This window comes from Polynucleobacter sp. 35-46-11 (assembly GCF_002281105.1).
In genome coordinates this window covers 1-14,513 of record NZ_NCFJ01000092.1, presented here as the reverse complement: position 1 = coordinate 14,513, position 14,513 = coordinate 1, and the positions used below count along the sequence as shown (strand labels likewise).

Here is a 14,513-nt window from a genome sequence, read left to right as displayed (position 1 = left end):
CCTTGCCGCCCCGTTTTTTTAAGGCGCTGTTTGATAAGTTAGTTGCGGCTCTACTTTTGTTGATATCAGCACCAATCTTGTTATTGTTGAAACTGGCTTTCTTGGTAGAAGGTTGGTTTATTCCTGAAAATAAAGGCCCCATGTTTTTTTATTACAACGGGGTTAGCGCTGGAAAGATTATTCCCAAATATAAAATTCGACTAATTAAGACTAAATACATAGAGCCAGAGGGTGCTAAGCGGCATGATTGGATTGCTTACTCGGCTGAGTGGACTCCAGATAGTCGAACATATGTGGGTCAATTTGTTAAGAAATTCTATCTTGATGAATTACCTCAGTTCTGGAGTGTCTTGAAGGGTGATATGAGCATTGTTGGTCCACGCCCCTTATCTGTATTGCATTATGAAAGAGATCGCGCGCAGGGCAATGTCACCAGATTTTTATTGCGTGGCGGCCTTTTGGGCTTGGGTCATATCAATAAGGGAACTGCAGAGATGGGTAACCCGGTCTACGAGTACGAATATGTTGATCAATACCTAAAGCGATCTTCTTTCGGTCTGCTATGTTTGGATTTGTGGATTATTTGGAAAGGCATTCTAGTGATCATTAAGGGTGGAGGCCACTAGATCTTATTCAAAGCTAGTAATTCCCCAATTGCCGTTGATAATTGTCTTTGTATTGTTGTTTGGTATCGCATTAAACGATCAAGTTGATCTAGGTCTGGCGTTGTGGCCTGTTCTTCAATTGGCCCTAATTTTCTAAAGTCGGCTATTTTTTGGGTGCGTAAAATCATTCTCATAATTTCTTGACCATACCATTCTGCTGCGCGTTTTAGTTCCTTTAATTCAGTATTCTTAATCCCCTCCTCGATATCGGAGTCAATTCTCGGTTTTTCATCGCCAAATACAAAGCGAATATCTATGCCTTGAGAGTAGTGTTGATTGCCTTCGAGCTTTTGCTTTGGAACCTTGTCGCCTATATAGTCTTTAATAGTTTGCTGACTTTTGACGGATTCGTTAAACAGATATTCGCAAAAGCGAGGGGTCTTATCTAAAAACTCCTCATGAGTTGATGGTCTTTCAGAATCAACCCAGTAATTTAACTCATTACTGATATCAATTTTATCCATGTCAATAATTTTTTCTTTGCCACCAAACCCCATAGCAAGATTAAGTGCTAATGATTTAGTTTCCCTGTCCATATCTAAGTGCCTTGCAAGTTCGTGATAGCCTCGGCTCAGAGCTCTACTTCTGAGAAACTGCGCGTCTATCGTATTTTGAATGCGCTCTAATTGAATATTAAGTTTTGCAATTCGCTCTAACTGCATACGAACTAATGGATTAGCAGAGGGGTAAGACTCTCTTAGCTCGTTCAATAGTGTGTCGTACTTGCTTTTCTCGATATCGTTAAGCAATTGAGGGGAGGTGGCGCCATGAAGTGCTGCATTTTTAGAAGACTTTGCTTTTCCTGCTGCTGAGATCGGCCCCGTTGATGTTTTCTTCTGCGCCACTTTTGTGATGATGCTTTTATTCTTCGCATTAAGAGCCATACTCATTACTCCTTAAGATGTTGGTAGAACCATGTGTTCCACGTACCGCATTACCGTATCCGTCTTAGACCACCTACCGCGATTCATGATGACCGGCAGGCTCGCTCCTTCTCGCAATAGATCTTGAGCTGCCCCTACCCGCATAGAGTGCCCACTAATATTTTTAATAGTATCGCAATCCAAATTTGCTTTCACTGCCATTCTTTTATAGATGCGTGCGATCTGACCACTCCCTAGTTTTTCGGTAATTTCATTACCCCTATTAATGCCTCTAAAGATGGGGCCCAATTGGATCCCGCTAGCCACTAGCCATTTTTCTAGCGCTATGCTCGCCTGGTCGGTTAAGCGCAACCATCTACCGAGGCTGTTTTGATCCGTTTTACTTTTTCGTAACTTTATGGATAACCGAGTACTTTCTGCTTTTTCGGTGGGCTCCCTCTGTATATCCTCGGCTAGCAAGTCAACTAGTTCGCTTCTGCGGCAAAGGGTATCGTATGCGACCAGCATTAAAGCTCGATCTCGTATTCCACGAAGATCATTCTGGGTGGCATCCATCATCTTTTCCAAGATTTTTCTGGTAATCCCAGCAACCTGTTTGGATGATCTACCTAATTTGCGATGCATCTTTCGAATGGCGAGCTGAACATCACAATCCTTGGTTGGATCCTCAAATCGGTTTAACTTATGAACGCTGGAAATGGAAACAATGATCCGCCGGATGTAGGCTGAAGTGAAAGTGCAGTTACTCAAGTGGTCAATGTAGTTGCTTACAACACTAGGATTTGCGGGGAGAGGATTTGTCTGATGTTCTATGCAATAGGTGATGAAGGTATTGAAATCTGCTTTAAAGGCCCTGATGGTTGCAGGCGCATAAGCACCCTCGATTCTTTCAAGGGTTTGGATAACTAGGCTGGATGCGTTATCCTGATGAAGTTGAGTTAATTTCATAATTTTAAGAATCTAAAAGTGTCAATATTGACACATTATATGTCTAATGATTACAGGTGCGCAAGTGCGGGCTGCAAAGTCCCTTATTCGATGGTCTGGATCTGATTTAGCGGATCGGGCGAGGGTTAGCCTATCGAGCATTCGTAGGATCGAGGCTTGTGATGGAGTCCCAGACTCTGCTAGCGTCAAGGTTTTGCATTCAATTCAGCAGGCTTTTGAAGATGCTGGAATTGAATTTATCGGCACCCCAGAGGACGGGCCGGGCGTTCGCTTAAAGTTGAAAAAATAGCTTTTTGCGAAACGAACTAGTGATCGTTCTTTGATCGATTCCGATTAACTTATTTCAAGAGTTACTTTAGGGGGTGGGGTGGCAGTTGGCCCGCTAATGCCATGTATCGGGTGTTCAAATATAGCTTATATACCGGCACATAACAAGTCATTAAGTAATTGATATTGCTATATATTTATAGGTAAATTATAATAACCAGATGGACATCAAAGGCCGTATCTTGCAATCCCTTCGCCCGCGTCGAGATGGGCTTTTGTTACGCCAAGATGCCAAGCCGTTTGGTAGCCCTAGCCAGGTTTCTGCTGCACTGCGTTCTCTAGTTGATAGCGGCCTCATCGAAAAGCTAGATCGAGGTGTTTACGCCAAGCCCGCAAAAGTAGTCCAATTGGGCAGGGAGGCTTTGCTGGAATGCGCTGCCTTAAGGACAAAGAATGCACATGATCAATTTGTACACCGTAGCAAGCGTGCTCATTTGACCCGGACCGCTCGGTACGTCAGAGACTTGGCAAGAAACGAGGGCGTTGGATTTAATCCAATCTACGCGGATCGTTGGGCGAGTTCAGTGACAGAATTAGCCGGCGATGAGGTGATGAGTGATTCGACCGATGATTTATTAGTTGCCCTGACACGCTCAGGAAAAATAACGCCCAAAGATATGGTGGCATTAGTCATCAAGCACCATAAAGACCTCAAGCGTGTTTGATCCATTTGGCGATTATGCCTCGCGTGGTTATCTTCGCAATACGGCTAGCGAGAAAGATTTAGAAATTATCAAAATTGCGGAGCACGAATTATTCCGCGCCCAGTTACCTATCGCTTTAGATTTTTTAGCGCAATGTAAAAGAATTGAGTACTCCGATTTTTTGGAGGTTCACCGCATCCTCCTCTCGGCCCTTTATCCGTGGGCAGGTAAAGATCGAAATACGGTACTGCCGGATAGATCCATCAGCAAGGGTGAGGTGTATTTTTGCCACCCCAAAGATTGTCAGCGCGCGATTGAGGAAGGGCTTTCAATTGACCAGGACAAAAAGCAAATGGCAGTAAAACCCGGATTTATTATGGGGATGTTTGCGTATGGCCACCCATTTTTAGATGGGAATGGGCGTGCCATGCTTCTGGTTCATGCTGAGTTATGTTTTCGTGCGAATATGTCAATTAATTGGATTGATACTGACAAGGCTGCCTATTTAGAAGCATTGACCCGTGAGATTGAAGATCCTCATGCCGGTGCTTTGGATCAGTATCTACTCCCATGTATTGGGGAGAAAATTCTTCGAGATCAGTGGTTGGAATCTATATCAATTCTGCCAGGCCTTGATGGGGTCAATGCAGGTGCAGATTTTTCGGCTCAGTATACGGATCCAAAAGTGGCCGAGAGTTATCAAGCTTTTGAGCGCCGACGTGGTTATCAGCTTGCAGAGCAAAATATAAGTGCATTAACGAAAGGTTCGAAATGACGCAAGTGATTATTCGTACTGGTGCAGTTAAAGGATTTTTTGAGCGCGCACGAAAAGTAGCGCAAAAGGCGGATAGTGGAGAGCCCATTTCCAAGTCAGAAACCATCACATTTGAAGGTCCTCAAGAAAGGGCTATCGCCCTTTCGAGTCGAGCTGTAAAGGATCGTGGCGCTTGGAAAAAGCTAACTTCGAAACTCGATAACTGCAACTAGTCTGGAGCATAGGCCCGCATGGTGACATAACAAGACTTAGCTTCGCTGGTCCATGTACTTATAAAAACAAGACGCTACTCACGAAACTATCAGAGTCCTCCCATACAACTGTGTTTGGCTTTGAATTACCCTAAGGTTTTTCATTTGGGGAGTGGTCATGCTGTCGATTGAGTACATTCACAAGCGCGTGAAGCTGTTTCGTATTGAATTGAGCTTATTGGTTGTCGCTTGTTTGGCCGTGATCATATTGATCTGGCAAATTTTGCGAGTACTGCTGGTATTGAAGTGATGGAATTGCTTTTGCTGCTATATCTGCTATTTCAATTTCTGCTCAAGTGGGTTACCTGGTTTTAGGGATGCATCCATGCGGGCGTCTTGAAAACCACAATACGCTTGTAGAGCCAGACGTAAGAGACAATAAAAAGAAGTGCAAAGCACATCAAGATCGGGGTAGATTGCCACCAGAGCACTGCTGGCACAATTCCAAGGCCAGCCAAGGTCCATAGGTAGGGTGATGTCCTTGAGTTCGCATCAAACCACTGCTGCTCGCTTGCAACATGATTTGGGCTGAGGATGCGCCTGTAAATTAGGGTATGAAAGTGAATGCCATCTGGCAGTCCTGGATTTTTGCCCTGATGAATCTTCCTGCGGTAGATCGTGAATAGTGTTTCAATGATCGGATAGGCATTAATCAATAATGCAAACCAGGGGGAGATATTTTGGTGGCGTGAGACCAGCAATACACTCAGGGCAGCAATCCAAAAGCCAATGAGGTAAGCACCTCCATCGCCCAAGAATATATGACCTCTTGGGTAGTTCCACACAAAAAATCCTAAGATTGCACCAACCATGATGAGACTTAAAAACACGATAGTAAAGTCGCCAACCGTAAATGCAATGTAAGTAATTCCGAGCAAGGTAAGAATGCCAACCATACTAGATAGGCCATTAAAGCCATCGATGATGTTGTAAGCGTTCGCTAAGCCAGTGATTGCGAAAATAGTGAGCAGTGTGGCAATGACCGAAAAAGACAATAGATAGTCCAGGCCTGGAATATCAAGCCTACCAATTGAGGTGTTCAGTAATTGAGTCAGCATGAGGGCGCCAACAGCAGTAAATGCTAGCCGCATTTTGACAGAGATTTTTTTGGTTAAATCCTCTGTAAAGCCAATTACAAATACCGGCACTGAACAGACCAAAAGCAGTAACTCAACAGTAGCGCTTGGGTTTGTCATCATCCTTGCCATGATTGCGGCAAAGATGCCCAGTGCAATACTCACGCCCCCAATACGGGGTACCGATTTTTTATGAAACTTTTGTGGGCCCGATAAATCAGAGTCTCCAGACAGGTGCTGGTGCAAGGGGGCGAGACGAATGATGAGCAAAGTCGCGATAAAGGATGTAAAGAAGGCGACTAATAGGCTAATCATTCAATGATTATAAATTCTATTAATGTCTAAAAATTCATTTTTATCCAAAATTTGGATATTTTAAGAAAGGCGGGGCAGATTTAAGCCACTTTTGGCTTTAAGGAACCAAGCTCAAGAACAGAAACTCAAAGAAGATAATCAAATGGACCACACCCTGCAAGAGGGTAGTTCTGCCAATGGCCAGGGTAAGCGCCCCAATGAAGAGGGATAAATACATTAGGGTCATGTTTAGGCTGCTGATACCTAAACTGAGAGGCAGATTAAAAAAGATTGCAAAGGCAGCCACCGTCGGAATAGTCAGCCCAATACTCGCTAGTGCTGAGCCTAAGGCTAGGTTCAAGCTACTTTGTAAGCGATTGGCCCTAGCAGCCCTGATGGCTGCAAAGCCCTCGGGTAGGAGTACAAGCATTGCAATGGCAATGCCGACAACGGTTTTGGGTGCTCCCGCGGCTTTAACGCCAGCCTCGATAGCCGGGTTTAGGGCTTCTGCAAGTCCCACCACTGCTGCAAGAGAGGCAAGTAATAAAGCGAGGCTGATGGCGGTCTTGAGATTGCTGGGCTTTTCTGCATGCGCATCGCTATTGGTTTTTTGATCTTCCGCTTTCGGGAGGTAATAATCACGATGACTCACCGTCTGGAAAAAGATAAAGGCAGCGTATAAGGCAAACGAGGCAAAGCCTGCAAAAGCCAGTTGACCCCGAGTAAAGTCTGGCCCGGGAGTGCTTACCGTCACCATGGGCATGACCAGAATGAAGGTTGCTAAGGCAGTGAGAACCGCTAAAGCAGAATTAGTCCCCTCATTGCGGAAAGACATTTCATGATGCTTAAAGCCGCCCATAAAGATACACAAGCCAATGACACCGTTGATCACGATCATGACTGTGGCAAAGACGGCATCACGAGCAATAAACTCAGAACCCTCATGGCCAGCAAACATCATGGCAATAATGAGAGACGCTTCAATAATCGTGACGCTAATGGCAAGCACCAGAGTTCCATAGGGCTCGCCCGTTTTATGGGCAATGACCTCCGCATGGTGAACGGCTGATAGCACTGCCCCAATCAGCGTGACAGCCATTAAGGCAATGAACCAACTTTGATCCAGTAGTGGGGTGAAGAAGTTCATCAATCAATTGGTCTTTTGTGGTGAGCAGTGCAATTACTCGTTAATAAGGAGTGCTAATGAAATGGCATTCTCAAGAAAGTTATTTTAAAGTGATTTAATTGGAATTATTTAAAGTACTTTGACTTTATCTTTACAAAGATTCATATGAAAGCCTTGACTCTGTCTGCTCATGGCGCCCATGCTGTTCTTGGTATGACTCATTGAGTTGCCTATCTGACTTGTTAAAAGCCCCATACCCCAATTTCTTTGGACATATCAAACCATCTATGCAAGATGGTTTTTCCTATCTTTTAAAATCCCAAGACGAAAAAACTTGCTTCAATGTGTATAGGCTAGATATTGCCTCATCATGAATTGAGGTAATTCATCTTCATTTGCTCTCATCGCTTGAGTTCTGTGGGCTAACTAACAATTCATCTTCATTTGCTCTCATCGCTTGAGTTCTGTGGGCTAACTAACAGGTAAATGAGGAGAGGGCTTGTTATGTATCGATTGATCCTGGGTCAAAAAATTCGTGCCCATAGAAAGGTTTTGGGTATTCGAATTAACTCTGCTGCAAGAGCAGCAGGGATATCTCGAATTACTGTAATACGTATTGAAAGGGGTGCAACTTCGGTTTGCATAAATTCTTATATTCTGCTTTGCAAGGCATTAGGTCTCAACTTGGATATCTTACGACCGCTGGGTCTACCAATGCCAAAAATTGAAGAAGAAGTGGTTGAATTTAGTATTGATAGGGCGCAGATTAGGATTTGTGACTATCCGCAGCTAAGAGCTTTGTCATGGCAACTTAACCACGACTTACTTTTAACTGATGAAGAAGCGATAGGAATTTATGAGCGCAACAAACGCTTCCTGGAGATCAACGAGATTGATGAGCATGAGAGGGTATTAATCCAGCGACTCATTGATGAGTGTGGAATGGAGCAGTTGCTCTAAAAACTACTTTATTTGCATATAGTTCGGAGCCATGCATCAACTTGGTCAAACTTTAGCTCGCGCTCTTCAAACATGTGAATTATCTGACGGTAGGCTTTTAACGAATCTGTATTGAGCCTCTTATTATTTATTCTCAAAAAAGTATCCATGGCAGCAAATGCAATTCTTTTATTGCCATCAATAAAGGGGTGATTGATGATGAGACTTTCAAACAATGCCGCTGCTTGAGAAATGACATCTGGGTAGTAGCCTGATTGAGGGCGCATGAGAGCAGCCTCAAGGCCGGCTTTATCTCTTAAGCCTGGTGATCCGCCAAATCGATTAATCAAGACACCGTGCATAAGCATGATGTCTTGCATAGTAATAAAGAGCATTACTTGGCAAGCTCTTTATATAGGTCCTCAAATTCATGCAGGCTTTGTGCAAAGCTTGCCATAACCTGGCGATCGGGGGTAGACACTCCCTTTTTGTTTAAAAAATCACGAAATGCTTCATCCAAAACCGCATGAAACTTTTTTCCTTCGATATCAGCAATCTGACGCAAAGTATTGAGTATCTCGGGATGTGCTTGAGATGAAAATTTGCTTAATAGAATGGTGCCCATAGATTTATTCCAGTAGTTTTCATTATTTTTCTTGAAATTTCATGGAAAATCAAGAAATTCATGAAAACTCTACAAATTGAGGGGTTAACGCTGAAATTCTCTGTATTTTCCATGCCCATTAGCAATCGATACAAAGCCAAAAATCACAATCAGCATAGCAAAAAGGTAGTTAGTCTTAAGTTGAGTGAATACACCAGTTTGAATGGTAATAAACAGGAGACTAAGCTCAGATGGCAGTTCATCAGCCATTAGAAGGATCACGTTTATAAATTTGGGATTAGTTAGTTTGCCAACAACTGTGAGTGCGAGAATGCTACTCAGAACTACCAAGTTGAGTTTTGCTTCTATGCGTAATTCGGACTACTACTAAAAATTAGGCTGATGCCAATCCACAAGAGGATAAAGGTGATCAAAATAGTGAAGCCTAGCTTCTTGAGAAAATATTGAAGGCTACCCATATAGGCTTTATCGTTGCGACCAAAGTAATGGTCAAAGCGCTTCCATGCCAAGCGACCTACAACGAGTGGCAATAGTATTGCAACAATGCCAAGAGCAGTCGTGAGAGTGCTATCCATTTAAATTGAATACTTTCATACGGTAGCAGCTAGTTATCTAGCCATATAAAAGCAGTAAGAATACAGATTTTTCCTCAGCATCTATTGCACTTGAGGGTCTGTTTGAGTCAATTTAGGCTCAAAAAGCCTGAGATAATATGGCTACTAAAGTTTTATAGCCCCTATTTTTCTTGAAAGCCTGTAAATGACTGATTTATCTCTGACTCAAATTAAAGAAATTCGCGCTGCAGTCCTTGGCGCTGCAGCTAAAGTGCCTGGCACCCTAATTGGTATGGGCATTCTTTTTATTATTTTAGGCATGATTGGCATTGCCGGTCAGACATTGTTTTCATTTGTCACTATTAATGTTTTGGGCGCTTTCTTGATCTTTGCTGGCGTGTTGCAATTTGCTCATGCACTCAAATCCTCTGGTTGGAAGAGTGTGGGTATTCAAGTGCTATTAGCTGTTTTGTATATTGCCGCCGGTGTTTACACTTGGGCGTTTCCAATTCCTGCGTTAGAGGCGATTACCTTGTGGTTAGCAGCTATTTTCTTTGTCACCGGAGTGCTGCGTTTAATCTCTGCGTTTCAGCATCGTCACTTTAATGAGTGGATTTGGTTGGTATTGTCATCAGCGATTTCGATCTTGATGGGTGTTCTCATCATGAGTGGCTACCCAGAAAGTAGCTTGTGGTTGCCTGGCTTACTCATTGCAATCGAATTGTTCTTGCAAGGTTGGTCATTACTGTTCTTGGGCCTCGCAGCACGTTCATTGACTAAGTAATCCTGAGTTCTCTTTAGGAATTGAATCTCCATGACAATGAAAAAAACTGACCTCTACAAGAACCTGGCTTTGACAACTGCGCAGCGGATGAAGAATGCTGCTAAGACGCCAAAGCCTGGTGCTGCAGAGCGCATTGCAAAGACCAAAAAAGAGCTTGCTAGTAGCAATCCTATGCTTGCCTCTTTGATGGGTAAGCCAAAGTCCGAGAAATCCAAATAATTACTCTTATCAGCACTCTTTATTAACTTGAGTGCTGGTCTATTCTTGTCTTGAAGCACACCCAGCCCCTTTTCTTAATTGATCTTCTGAAGGTCTTTGCAGCGCTGTTGATCATCCTGCATCACCTATCGAGTTATGGTCAGATTGCAGAAGATACGCGAGCTTTCTTGCCGGGTGTCATGAATTTCTTATTTGAGTATGGTCGCTTTGCAGTACAAATCTTCTTAGTCATGGCGGGTCACCTCGCAACCCAATCACTCACTCGATTTGCGAGTGCAAAATTCAGCAGCCAACATTTACTGCGAGTCATCATCAATCGCTACTTGCGCCTATTTGCTCCCTATTTGGTCGCTTTGATCTTTACTATTGTTTGCGCTTGGATTGCACGCTTTTGGGTAAATGATGAATTCGTTGGCGAACAAGAAACACTCGGTCAGTTCTTGGCACATTTATTTTTCTTGCAAGGCATATTGGGGCTTGACTCTATATCTGCTGGTGTTTGGTATGTAGCAATTGATTGGCAGCTGTATTCAGTGCTGGCCGTTCTGCTGATATCTTTTTCTTCTTATCAGGCATTGATTTGGTTCATCAGTATTGTTGCAGTCAGCTCTTTGCTGTACTTCAATCGATCCAATCAGTACGAGGCCTACTTTATTTACTTTATTGGTTCATACAGTCTTGGTGTATTGGCATATCTCGCCAAGAACTTTTCTGATAAGAGGATCCGAGTTCTAGCCAAATGGATGCTGATTGCTATTGGTGTGATTATTGCAATTTCTTCATTGCATGAAGTGTGGTTACGGAATTTCTTAGCTTGGTTTGTGGCCATTGCGTTATTAGTGTGGGGTAATGCCGGCTATCCAAGTCTTAGCCCCACTAGTTCAAAGGCAAAAGCATTTGTATTGCGCTCTATAGCGTGGGCGAGCCCACGCTCGTACTCTGCCTTTTTGATTCACTTCGCATTTATCTTGCTTGCGAACACGCTGTATATTGCCTCTGGCATGCATGCTCATGAGAGTGGCGTAATGGCTATTGGCTTAATGCTAGGGGTGGTGGTGTGTAGCACTATTGCTGCAAACTACATGTATCGCTGGGTGGAGATTCCCTCAGCTAAGCTTAAGATTTAGGTGATAACTTAAATTCCCATATCCTTTAAGACGCGGAAGATTTCTCGATAAGCTTTGGGAGGTTTATTAGTTTCTTTTTCTTTGCGGGCATTGCGGATGAGAGTGCGCATATTCTGAATATCCATATCGGGATATTGCTCAATCATCTTGGTAAAGGTTTCATCGCTCGCAATTAAGCGATCGCGATAAGACTCTAGATGATGAAGCTTTGCAGTCTCTGCCTTACTAACGCCTTGAATCGCATCTAAACGCTTTTGGATGGCATCAAGCTCTTCTTCATCCAAGAAACGCATCAGTTTGCCAAGGTATTGTTTGTGACGACGAATCGCCTCAAAACTTTTAATCTTGTTGGTTTCTGCAATGGCAGCTTTAATGGCTTCATCCAAAGGAATGGTCTTTAAGGCATCACTACTAAGTGCCGCCAGAACCTCGGCCAGCTTCTGGCGCTCAGTCATCTGGCGCTTTAGCTCGGATTTGCTTGGCCCCTCATCAAGATCTTCTTTCTTGGGGGTACGGTTCTTTTCATTGACATGCATAGGGCTATTTTAGACGGGTATTGGACTTTAACTATTCTTTATTGGTTTTCTGTTTTAGTAGCTTTAGATCATTGCTAGAAAATAACTGGCTTCTTCCAATGATTGATGTGGGCTTTAATCTACCGGACTGTACATATCTTCGTAAAGTAGGAAGCGAGACCTCTAAAAATTCTGCAGCCTCTTCTGCTGAAAAGGTAGCATTTCTTAGATGTCCAAAGACTTGCTCATAGTTGAGGGATGACATTTTTTAGCTCCATGAGGGGTAAGTCAAGGCTAAATTTTAGTAAATAATAGATAGTATGAACTTCATGGTTATTTCTGATTAAGCGCATGACTCAATCCTCTCCGCAAAACACCTACGACTTCATCATCATTGGCGCAGGTAGTGCAGGCTGTATGTTAGCCAAGCGCTTGACTGAGAATCCCGCTAAGCGCGTGCTATTGATTGAAGCGGGGTCGCATGACAACTATATTTGGATTCATATTCCAGTTGGTTATTTGTATTGCATTGATAACCCCAGGGCTGATTGGCGTTTTAAGACTACCGCTGAAAAAGGTCTAAATGGACGCTCACTGCTGTATCCGCGGGGAAAGGTGTTAGGTGGTTGTTCATCGATTAACGGCATGATTTATATGCGTGGTCAGGTTGGCGACTATGACTCTTGGGTTAAGGCGACAGGCGATGAGTCTTGGTCTTGGGATAATGCGCTACGTCGATATAAATCCTTCGAGGATTATCACGGTGCTGCTAATCAATGGCACAGTAAAGGTGGTGAGTGGACGGTATCTCAACAGCGTTTGCGCTGGCCCATTATGGATGTCTTTAGAGAGGCCGCTGTCCAAGCGGGCATCCCGGCATCAGATGACTTTAACCAAGGCGATAACTTTGGGGTAGGGTATTTTGATGTCAGTCAACGCAAAGGTTGGCGTTTAAATACTGCCAAAGCATTCTTACGCGATGCAGCTAAGCGACCCAATCTGACGGTGATTACCGAAGCTGTAGTCAATAAGCTCTTGATTGATACGGTGAGTAAAAATTGCATCGGTGTGCAATATATAAAAGATGGAAACACCATCGATGTGTATTGCAGCAATCTCAATACTGACTCACAAGGAGAAGTCATTTTGAGTGCGGGTGCCATTGGTAGTGTGCAGGTTCTAGAGCGCTCGGGTATTGGATCAGCTACGCACCTCAACAAGCTAGGTATTCCCGTCATTGCCGATTTACCGGGCGTGGGCGAGAACCTACAGGACCATTTGCAATTACGGATGATTTATAAAGTCAATGGTATTCAGACTCTGAACACCAAATCGAGTTCTTTGCTTGGCAAGCTCTTAATCGGCATGGAGTATGTATTTAAGCGCTCTGGTCCGATGTCGATGGCGCCATCGCAGCTTGGTGCTTTTGCCTACAGCTCTCCAGAGCATGATTCTCCAAATGTGGAGTACCACGTACAACCTTTATCTTTAGAAAAGTTTGGTGAAGATTTACATACCTTTGATGCCATCACGGCCAGCGTCTGTAACTTATCAGCTCGGTTGATCCAGAAGCTCCCCCAGTGATTGCGCCAAATTATTTATCTACTGATGAGGATCGTAAGGTGGCAGCAGATTCATTGCGTCTAACACGTCAGATTATGGAAAGGCCAGCGCTTAAGCCATACACACCAGAGGAATACAAGCCTGGTATGCAATATCAAACTGAAGAAGAGTTAATTAAAGCGGCTGGAGATATTGGTACAACCATTTTTCATCCGGTGGGCACTTGCAAAATGGGCCGCGATGATGATCCTACAGCAGTACTCGATTCTCAATTACGGGTCAGGGGAGTGCATAACTTGCGAGTAGTGGATGCCTCGGCAATGCCAACGATTACCTCAGGAAATACTGCAGCGCCAACCATGATGATTGCGCAGCGCGCAGCAGAATTGCTCTGCGGTGAGTGACTCAGTTAATAGACTGCCAAATCGGCTGCCTAACCGCCTACCCCTAAGCCATTTATTCTTGGCTTTGGCCATTGTGGCAATCTGGGGAACTAATTTTGTCGTGATTAAAAAATCACTGGATGCGTTTCCACCATTTTTGTTCGCAACCCTGCGCTATGTTTTTGCTTTACTGCCGGCGATCTTTTTTGTAAAACGTCCCCGGGTATCGTGGCTCAACTTAGCGATGTATGGAATCTTTATTGGGGTCGGGCAATTCGGTATTTTGTTTTATGCAATCAACGGCCATATCACTCCAGGCTTAGCTTCTCTGGTGGTGCAAACCCAAGTATTTTTCACCATCGGCTTTGCGATGATCTTTGCAAAAGAGCGACTTTACTGGCATCAAGCCATCTCCATTGGAATTGCGATGATTGGTCTCTTGGTGATTGCTAGTCACATTGATAGTCAAACCAGTTTGCTTGGAATAGGTTTAGTCATCTGTGCTGGTTGTGCCTGGGGGGCAGGTAATACCGTGAGTCGACAAGCAGGTGCTATCAATATGTTTGCTTATGTTGTGTGGGCTAGTGCATTTTCGATTCCACCCCTGTTATTGCTCTCTCTGTATTTCGAGGGGGGATATTCCAGCTTAGTTTCAGCGATAGAGTTAGCGCCCTTAGGGGCTTGGGCAGGAGTCTTTTGGCAATCTTGGGCCAATACCTTATTTGGTTACGCCGCTTGGGCCTGGCTTTTATCTAAGCATCCGGCAGCTCTGGTAGCTCCGGCCCCTTTATTGGTTCCCATCTTTGGCATGGGG

20 protein-coding genes and 2 pseudogenes are annotated in these 14,513 nt (G+C 44.0%); 12 read left to right on the top strand and 10 right to left on the bottom strand.

The genetic code is table 11. The features are described from left to right. Positions 1 to 626: sugar transferase (locus tag B7Y67_RS08495; protein WP_293598272.1), on the top strand; the 626-nt coding region annotated here is incomplete at its 5' end. Here the strand turns inward: B7Y67_RS08495 and B7Y67_RS08490 are convergent. Next, positions 623 to 1,549: a hypothetical protein gene (locus tag B7Y67_RS08490; protein ID WP_293598271.1), complete on the bottom strand. Its 927-nt coding sequence runs from the start codon at positions 1,547 to 1,549 to the stop codon at positions 623 to 625. The genes B7Y67_RS08495 and B7Y67_RS08490 overlap by 4 nt on opposite strands. A 12-nt stretch (positions 1,550 to 1,561) precedes the next feature. Next, on the bottom strand, positions 1,562 to 2,497 hold the full coding sequence (locus tag B7Y67_RS08485) for a site-specific integrase (RefSeq protein ID WP_293598270.1): 936 nt from the start codon (positions 2,495 to 2,497) through the stop codon (positions 1,562 to 1,564). Positions 2,498 to 2,543: 46 nt separating this feature from the next. Between B7Y67_RS08485 and B7Y67_RS08480 the strand changes: the two genes are divergently transcribed. The 4 genes from B7Y67_RS08480 (at position 2,544) to B7Y67_RS08465 (ending at position 4,455) form a co-directional block, all read left to right on the top strand. Then, positions 2,544 to 2,786: a hypothetical protein gene (locus B7Y67_RS08480; protein ID WP_293598269.1), complete on the top strand. Its 243-nt coding sequence runs from the start codon at positions 2,544 to 2,546 to the stop codon at positions 2,784 to 2,786. Positions 2,787 to 2,985: 199 nt separating this feature from the next. Next, a complete protein-coding gene (locus B7Y67_RS08475) occupies positions 2,986 to 3,489 on the top strand; it encodes a type IV toxin-antitoxin system AbiEi family antitoxin domain-containing protein (RefSeq protein ID WP_293598268.1) in 504 nt (167 codons plus the stop codon). After that, positions 3,482 to 4,243, top strand: a complete 762-nt coding sequence (locus B7Y67_RS08470) for a Fic family protein (protein WP_293598267.1) — start codon at positions 3,482 to 3,484, stop codon at positions 4,241 to 4,243. Before B7Y67_RS08475 ends, B7Y67_RS08470 begins: the two co-directional genes overlap by 8 nt. After that, a complete protein-coding gene (locus tag B7Y67_RS08465) occupies positions 4,240 to 4,455 on the top strand; it encodes a hypothetical protein (protein WP_293598266.1) in 216 nt (71 codons plus the stop codon). Before B7Y67_RS08470 ends, B7Y67_RS08465 begins: the two co-directional genes overlap by 4 nt. Positions 4,456 to 4,805: 350 nt before the next feature. On the opposite strand, the gene B7Y67_RS08460 is transcribed toward B7Y67_RS08465, so the two are convergent. Together B7Y67_RS08460 and B7Y67_RS08455 are read right to left on the bottom strand one after the other, a co-directional pair. Then, entirely contained in the window at positions 4,806 to 5,885 is a 1,080-nt protein-coding gene (locus B7Y67_RS08460) for a glycosyltransferase (RefSeq protein WP_293598265.1), read from the bottom strand. A 97-nt stretch (positions 5,886 to 5,982) separates the two neighbouring features. Beyond that, a complete protein-coding gene (locus B7Y67_RS08455; protein WP_293598264.1) occupies positions 5,983 to 7,011 on the bottom strand; it encodes an ionic transporter y4hA in 1,029 nt (342 codons plus the stop codon). A 465-nt stretch (positions 7,012 to 7,476) separates the two neighbouring features. Here B7Y67_RS08455 and B7Y67_RS19495 point away from each other — a divergent pair. Together B7Y67_RS19495 and B7Y67_RS08450 are read left to right on the top strand one after the other, a co-directional pair. Next, a pseudogene (locus tag B7Y67_RS19495) lies at positions 7,477 to 7,674 on the top strand (helix-turn-helix domain-containing protein); the annotation flags it as partial. Continuing rightward, on the top strand, positions 7,675 to 7,950 hold the full coding sequence (locus tag B7Y67_RS08450) for a hypothetical protein (RefSeq protein ID WP_293598263.1): 276 nt from the start codon (positions 7,675 to 7,677) through the stop codon (positions 7,948 to 7,950). 8 nt (positions 7,951 to 7,958) lie between these two features. Here the strand turns inward: B7Y67_RS08450 and B7Y67_RS08445 are convergent, their stop codons facing one another. The 4 genes from B7Y67_RS08445 to B7Y67_RS08430 form a co-directional block, all read right to left on the bottom strand. Continuing rightward, positions 7,959 to 8,324, bottom strand: coding sequence for a type II toxin-antitoxin system death-on-curing family toxin (locus B7Y67_RS08445; protein ID WP_293598262.1), 366 nt, complete (start codon positions 8,322 to 8,324; stop codon positions 7,959 to 7,961). Next, positions 8,324 to 8,554, bottom strand: coding sequence for a hypothetical protein (locus tag B7Y67_RS08440; RefSeq protein ID WP_293598261.1), 231 nt, complete (start codon positions 8,552 to 8,554; stop codon positions 8,324 to 8,326). The genes B7Y67_RS08445 and B7Y67_RS08440 overlap by 1 nt, the downstream gene beginning before the upstream one ends. Positions 8,555 to 8,638: 84 nt before the next feature. Next, a complete protein-coding gene (locus B7Y67_RS08435) occupies positions 8,639 to 8,803 on the bottom strand; it encodes a hypothetical protein (protein ID WP_293598260.1) in 165 nt (54 codons plus the stop codon). Between the two features lie 95 nt (positions 8,804 to 8,898). After that, on the bottom strand, positions 8,899 to 9,129 hold the full coding sequence (locus B7Y67_RS08430; protein WP_293598259.1) for a hypothetical protein: 231 nt from the start codon (positions 9,127 to 9,129) through the stop codon (positions 8,899 to 8,901). 184 nt (positions 9,130 to 9,313) lie between these two features. On the opposite strand from B7Y67_RS08430, the gene B7Y67_RS08425 reads away from it, so the two are divergent. Genes B7Y67_RS08425 through B7Y67_RS08415 form a run of 3 tightly spaced genes read left to right on the top strand, consistent with a single transcriptional unit; the run spans position 9,314 to position 11,238 of the window. Then, entirely contained in the window at positions 9,314 to 9,892 is a 579-nt protein-coding gene (locus B7Y67_RS08425) for an HdeD family acid-resistance protein (protein WP_293598258.1), read from the top strand. A 36-nt stretch (positions 9,893 to 9,928) separates the two neighbouring features. Further along, the gene (locus B7Y67_RS08420) at positions 9,929 to 10,111 is read left to right on the top strand and encodes a hypothetical protein (protein WP_293598257.1); all 183 of its coding nucleotides are present in this window, start codon (positions 9,929 to 9,931) and stop codon (positions 10,109 to 10,111) included. Between the two features lie 50 nt (positions 10,112 to 10,161). Beyond that, on the top strand, positions 10,162 to 11,238 hold the full coding sequence (locus tag B7Y67_RS08415) for an acyltransferase (protein WP_293598256.1): 1,077 nt from the start codon (positions 10,162 to 10,164) through the stop codon (positions 11,236 to 11,238). Between the two features lie 8 nt (positions 11,239 to 11,246). Here B7Y67_RS08415 and yjgA read toward each other — a convergent pair whose 3' ends face one another. Next, positions 11,247 to 11,774 carry a ribosome biogenesis factor YjgA gene (gene yjgA, locus B7Y67_RS08410; RefSeq protein WP_293598255.1) on the bottom strand — a complete coding sequence of 176 codons (528 nt, stop codon included), beginning with the start codon at positions 11,772 to 11,774 and terminating at the stop codon, positions 11,247 to 11,249. A 31-nt stretch (positions 11,775 to 11,805) separates the two neighbouring features. Further along, complete coding sequence (locus B7Y67_RS08405; protein WP_293598254.1) at positions 11,806 to 12,018, bottom strand: helix-turn-helix domain-containing protein; 213 nt, start codon at positions 12,016 to 12,018, stop codon at positions 11,806 to 11,808. Positions 12,019 to 12,104: 86 nt separating this feature from the next. Between B7Y67_RS08405 and B7Y67_RS08400 the strand changes: the two are divergent. Both B7Y67_RS08400 and B7Y67_RS08395 read left to right on the top strand, forming a co-directional pair. Next, positions 12,105 to 13,720: pseudogene (locus B7Y67_RS08400) on the top strand (GMC family oxidoreductase). Beyond that, the coding region (locus B7Y67_RS08395; RefSeq protein ID WP_293598253.1) for an EamA family transporter at positions 13,713 to 14,513 on the top strand (801 nt) is incomplete at its 3' end. The pseudogene B7Y67_RS08400 and the gene B7Y67_RS08395, both read left to right, overlap by 8 nt.

Bases quoted from the DNA above. Each gene is read 5' to 3' on its own strand.
- B7Y67_RS08490 (WP_293598271.1), bottom strand. From the start codon at position 1,549: ATGGCTCTTAATGCGAAGAATAAAAGCATCATCACAAAAGTGGCGCAG.
- B7Y67_RS08485 (WP_293598270.1), bottom strand. From the start codon at position 2,497: ATGAAATTAACTCAACTTCATCAGGATAACGCATCCAGCCTAGTTATC.
- B7Y67_RS08480 (WP_293598269.1), top strand. From the start codon at position 2,544: ATGATTACAGGTGCGCAAGTGCGGGCTGCAAAGTCCCTTATTCGATGG.
- B7Y67_RS08475 (WP_293598268.1), top strand. From the start codon at position 2,986: ATGGACATCAAAGGCCGTATCTTGCAATCCCTTCGCCCGCGTCGAGAT.
- B7Y67_RS08465 (WP_293598266.1), top strand. From the start codon at position 4,240: ATGACGCAAGTGATTATTCGTACTGGTGCAGTTAAAGGATTTTTTGAG.
- B7Y67_RS08460 (WP_293598265.1), bottom strand. From the start codon at position 5,885: ATGATTAGCCTATTAGTCGCCTTCTTTACATCCTTTATCGCGACTTTG.
- B7Y67_RS08455 (WP_293598264.1), bottom strand. From the start codon at position 7,011: ATGAACTTCTTCACCCCACTACTGGATCAAAGTTGGTTCATTGCCTTA.
- B7Y67_RS08445 (WP_293598262.1), bottom strand. From the start codon at position 8,324: ATGCTCTTTATTACTATGCAAGACATCATGCTTATGCACGGTGTCTTG.
- B7Y67_RS08440 (WP_293598261.1), bottom strand. From the start codon at position 8,554: ATGGGCACCATTCTATTAAGCAAATTTTCATCTCAAGCACATCCCGAG.
- B7Y67_RS08435 (WP_293598260.1), bottom strand. From the start codon at position 8,803: ATGGCTGATGAACTGCCATCTGAGCTTAGTCTCCTGTTTATTACCATT.
- B7Y67_RS08430 (WP_293598259.1), bottom strand. From the start codon at position 9,129: ATGGATAGCACTCTCACGACTGCTCTTGGCATTGTTGCAATACTATTG.
- B7Y67_RS08425 (WP_293598258.1), top strand. From the start codon at position 9,314: ATGACTGATTTATCTCTGACTCAAATTAAAGAAATTCGCGCTGCAGTC.
- B7Y67_RS08420 (WP_293598257.1), top strand. From the start codon at position 9,929: ATGAAAAAAACTGACCTCTACAAGAACCTGGCTTTGACAACTGCGCAG.
- yjgA (WP_293598255.1), bottom strand. From the start codon at position 11,774: ATGCATGTCAATGAAAAGAACCGTACCCCCAAGAAAGAAGATCTTGAT.
- B7Y67_RS08405 (WP_293598254.1), bottom strand. From the start codon at position 12,018: ATGTCATCCCTCAACTATGAGCAAGTCTTTGGACATCTAAGAAATGCT.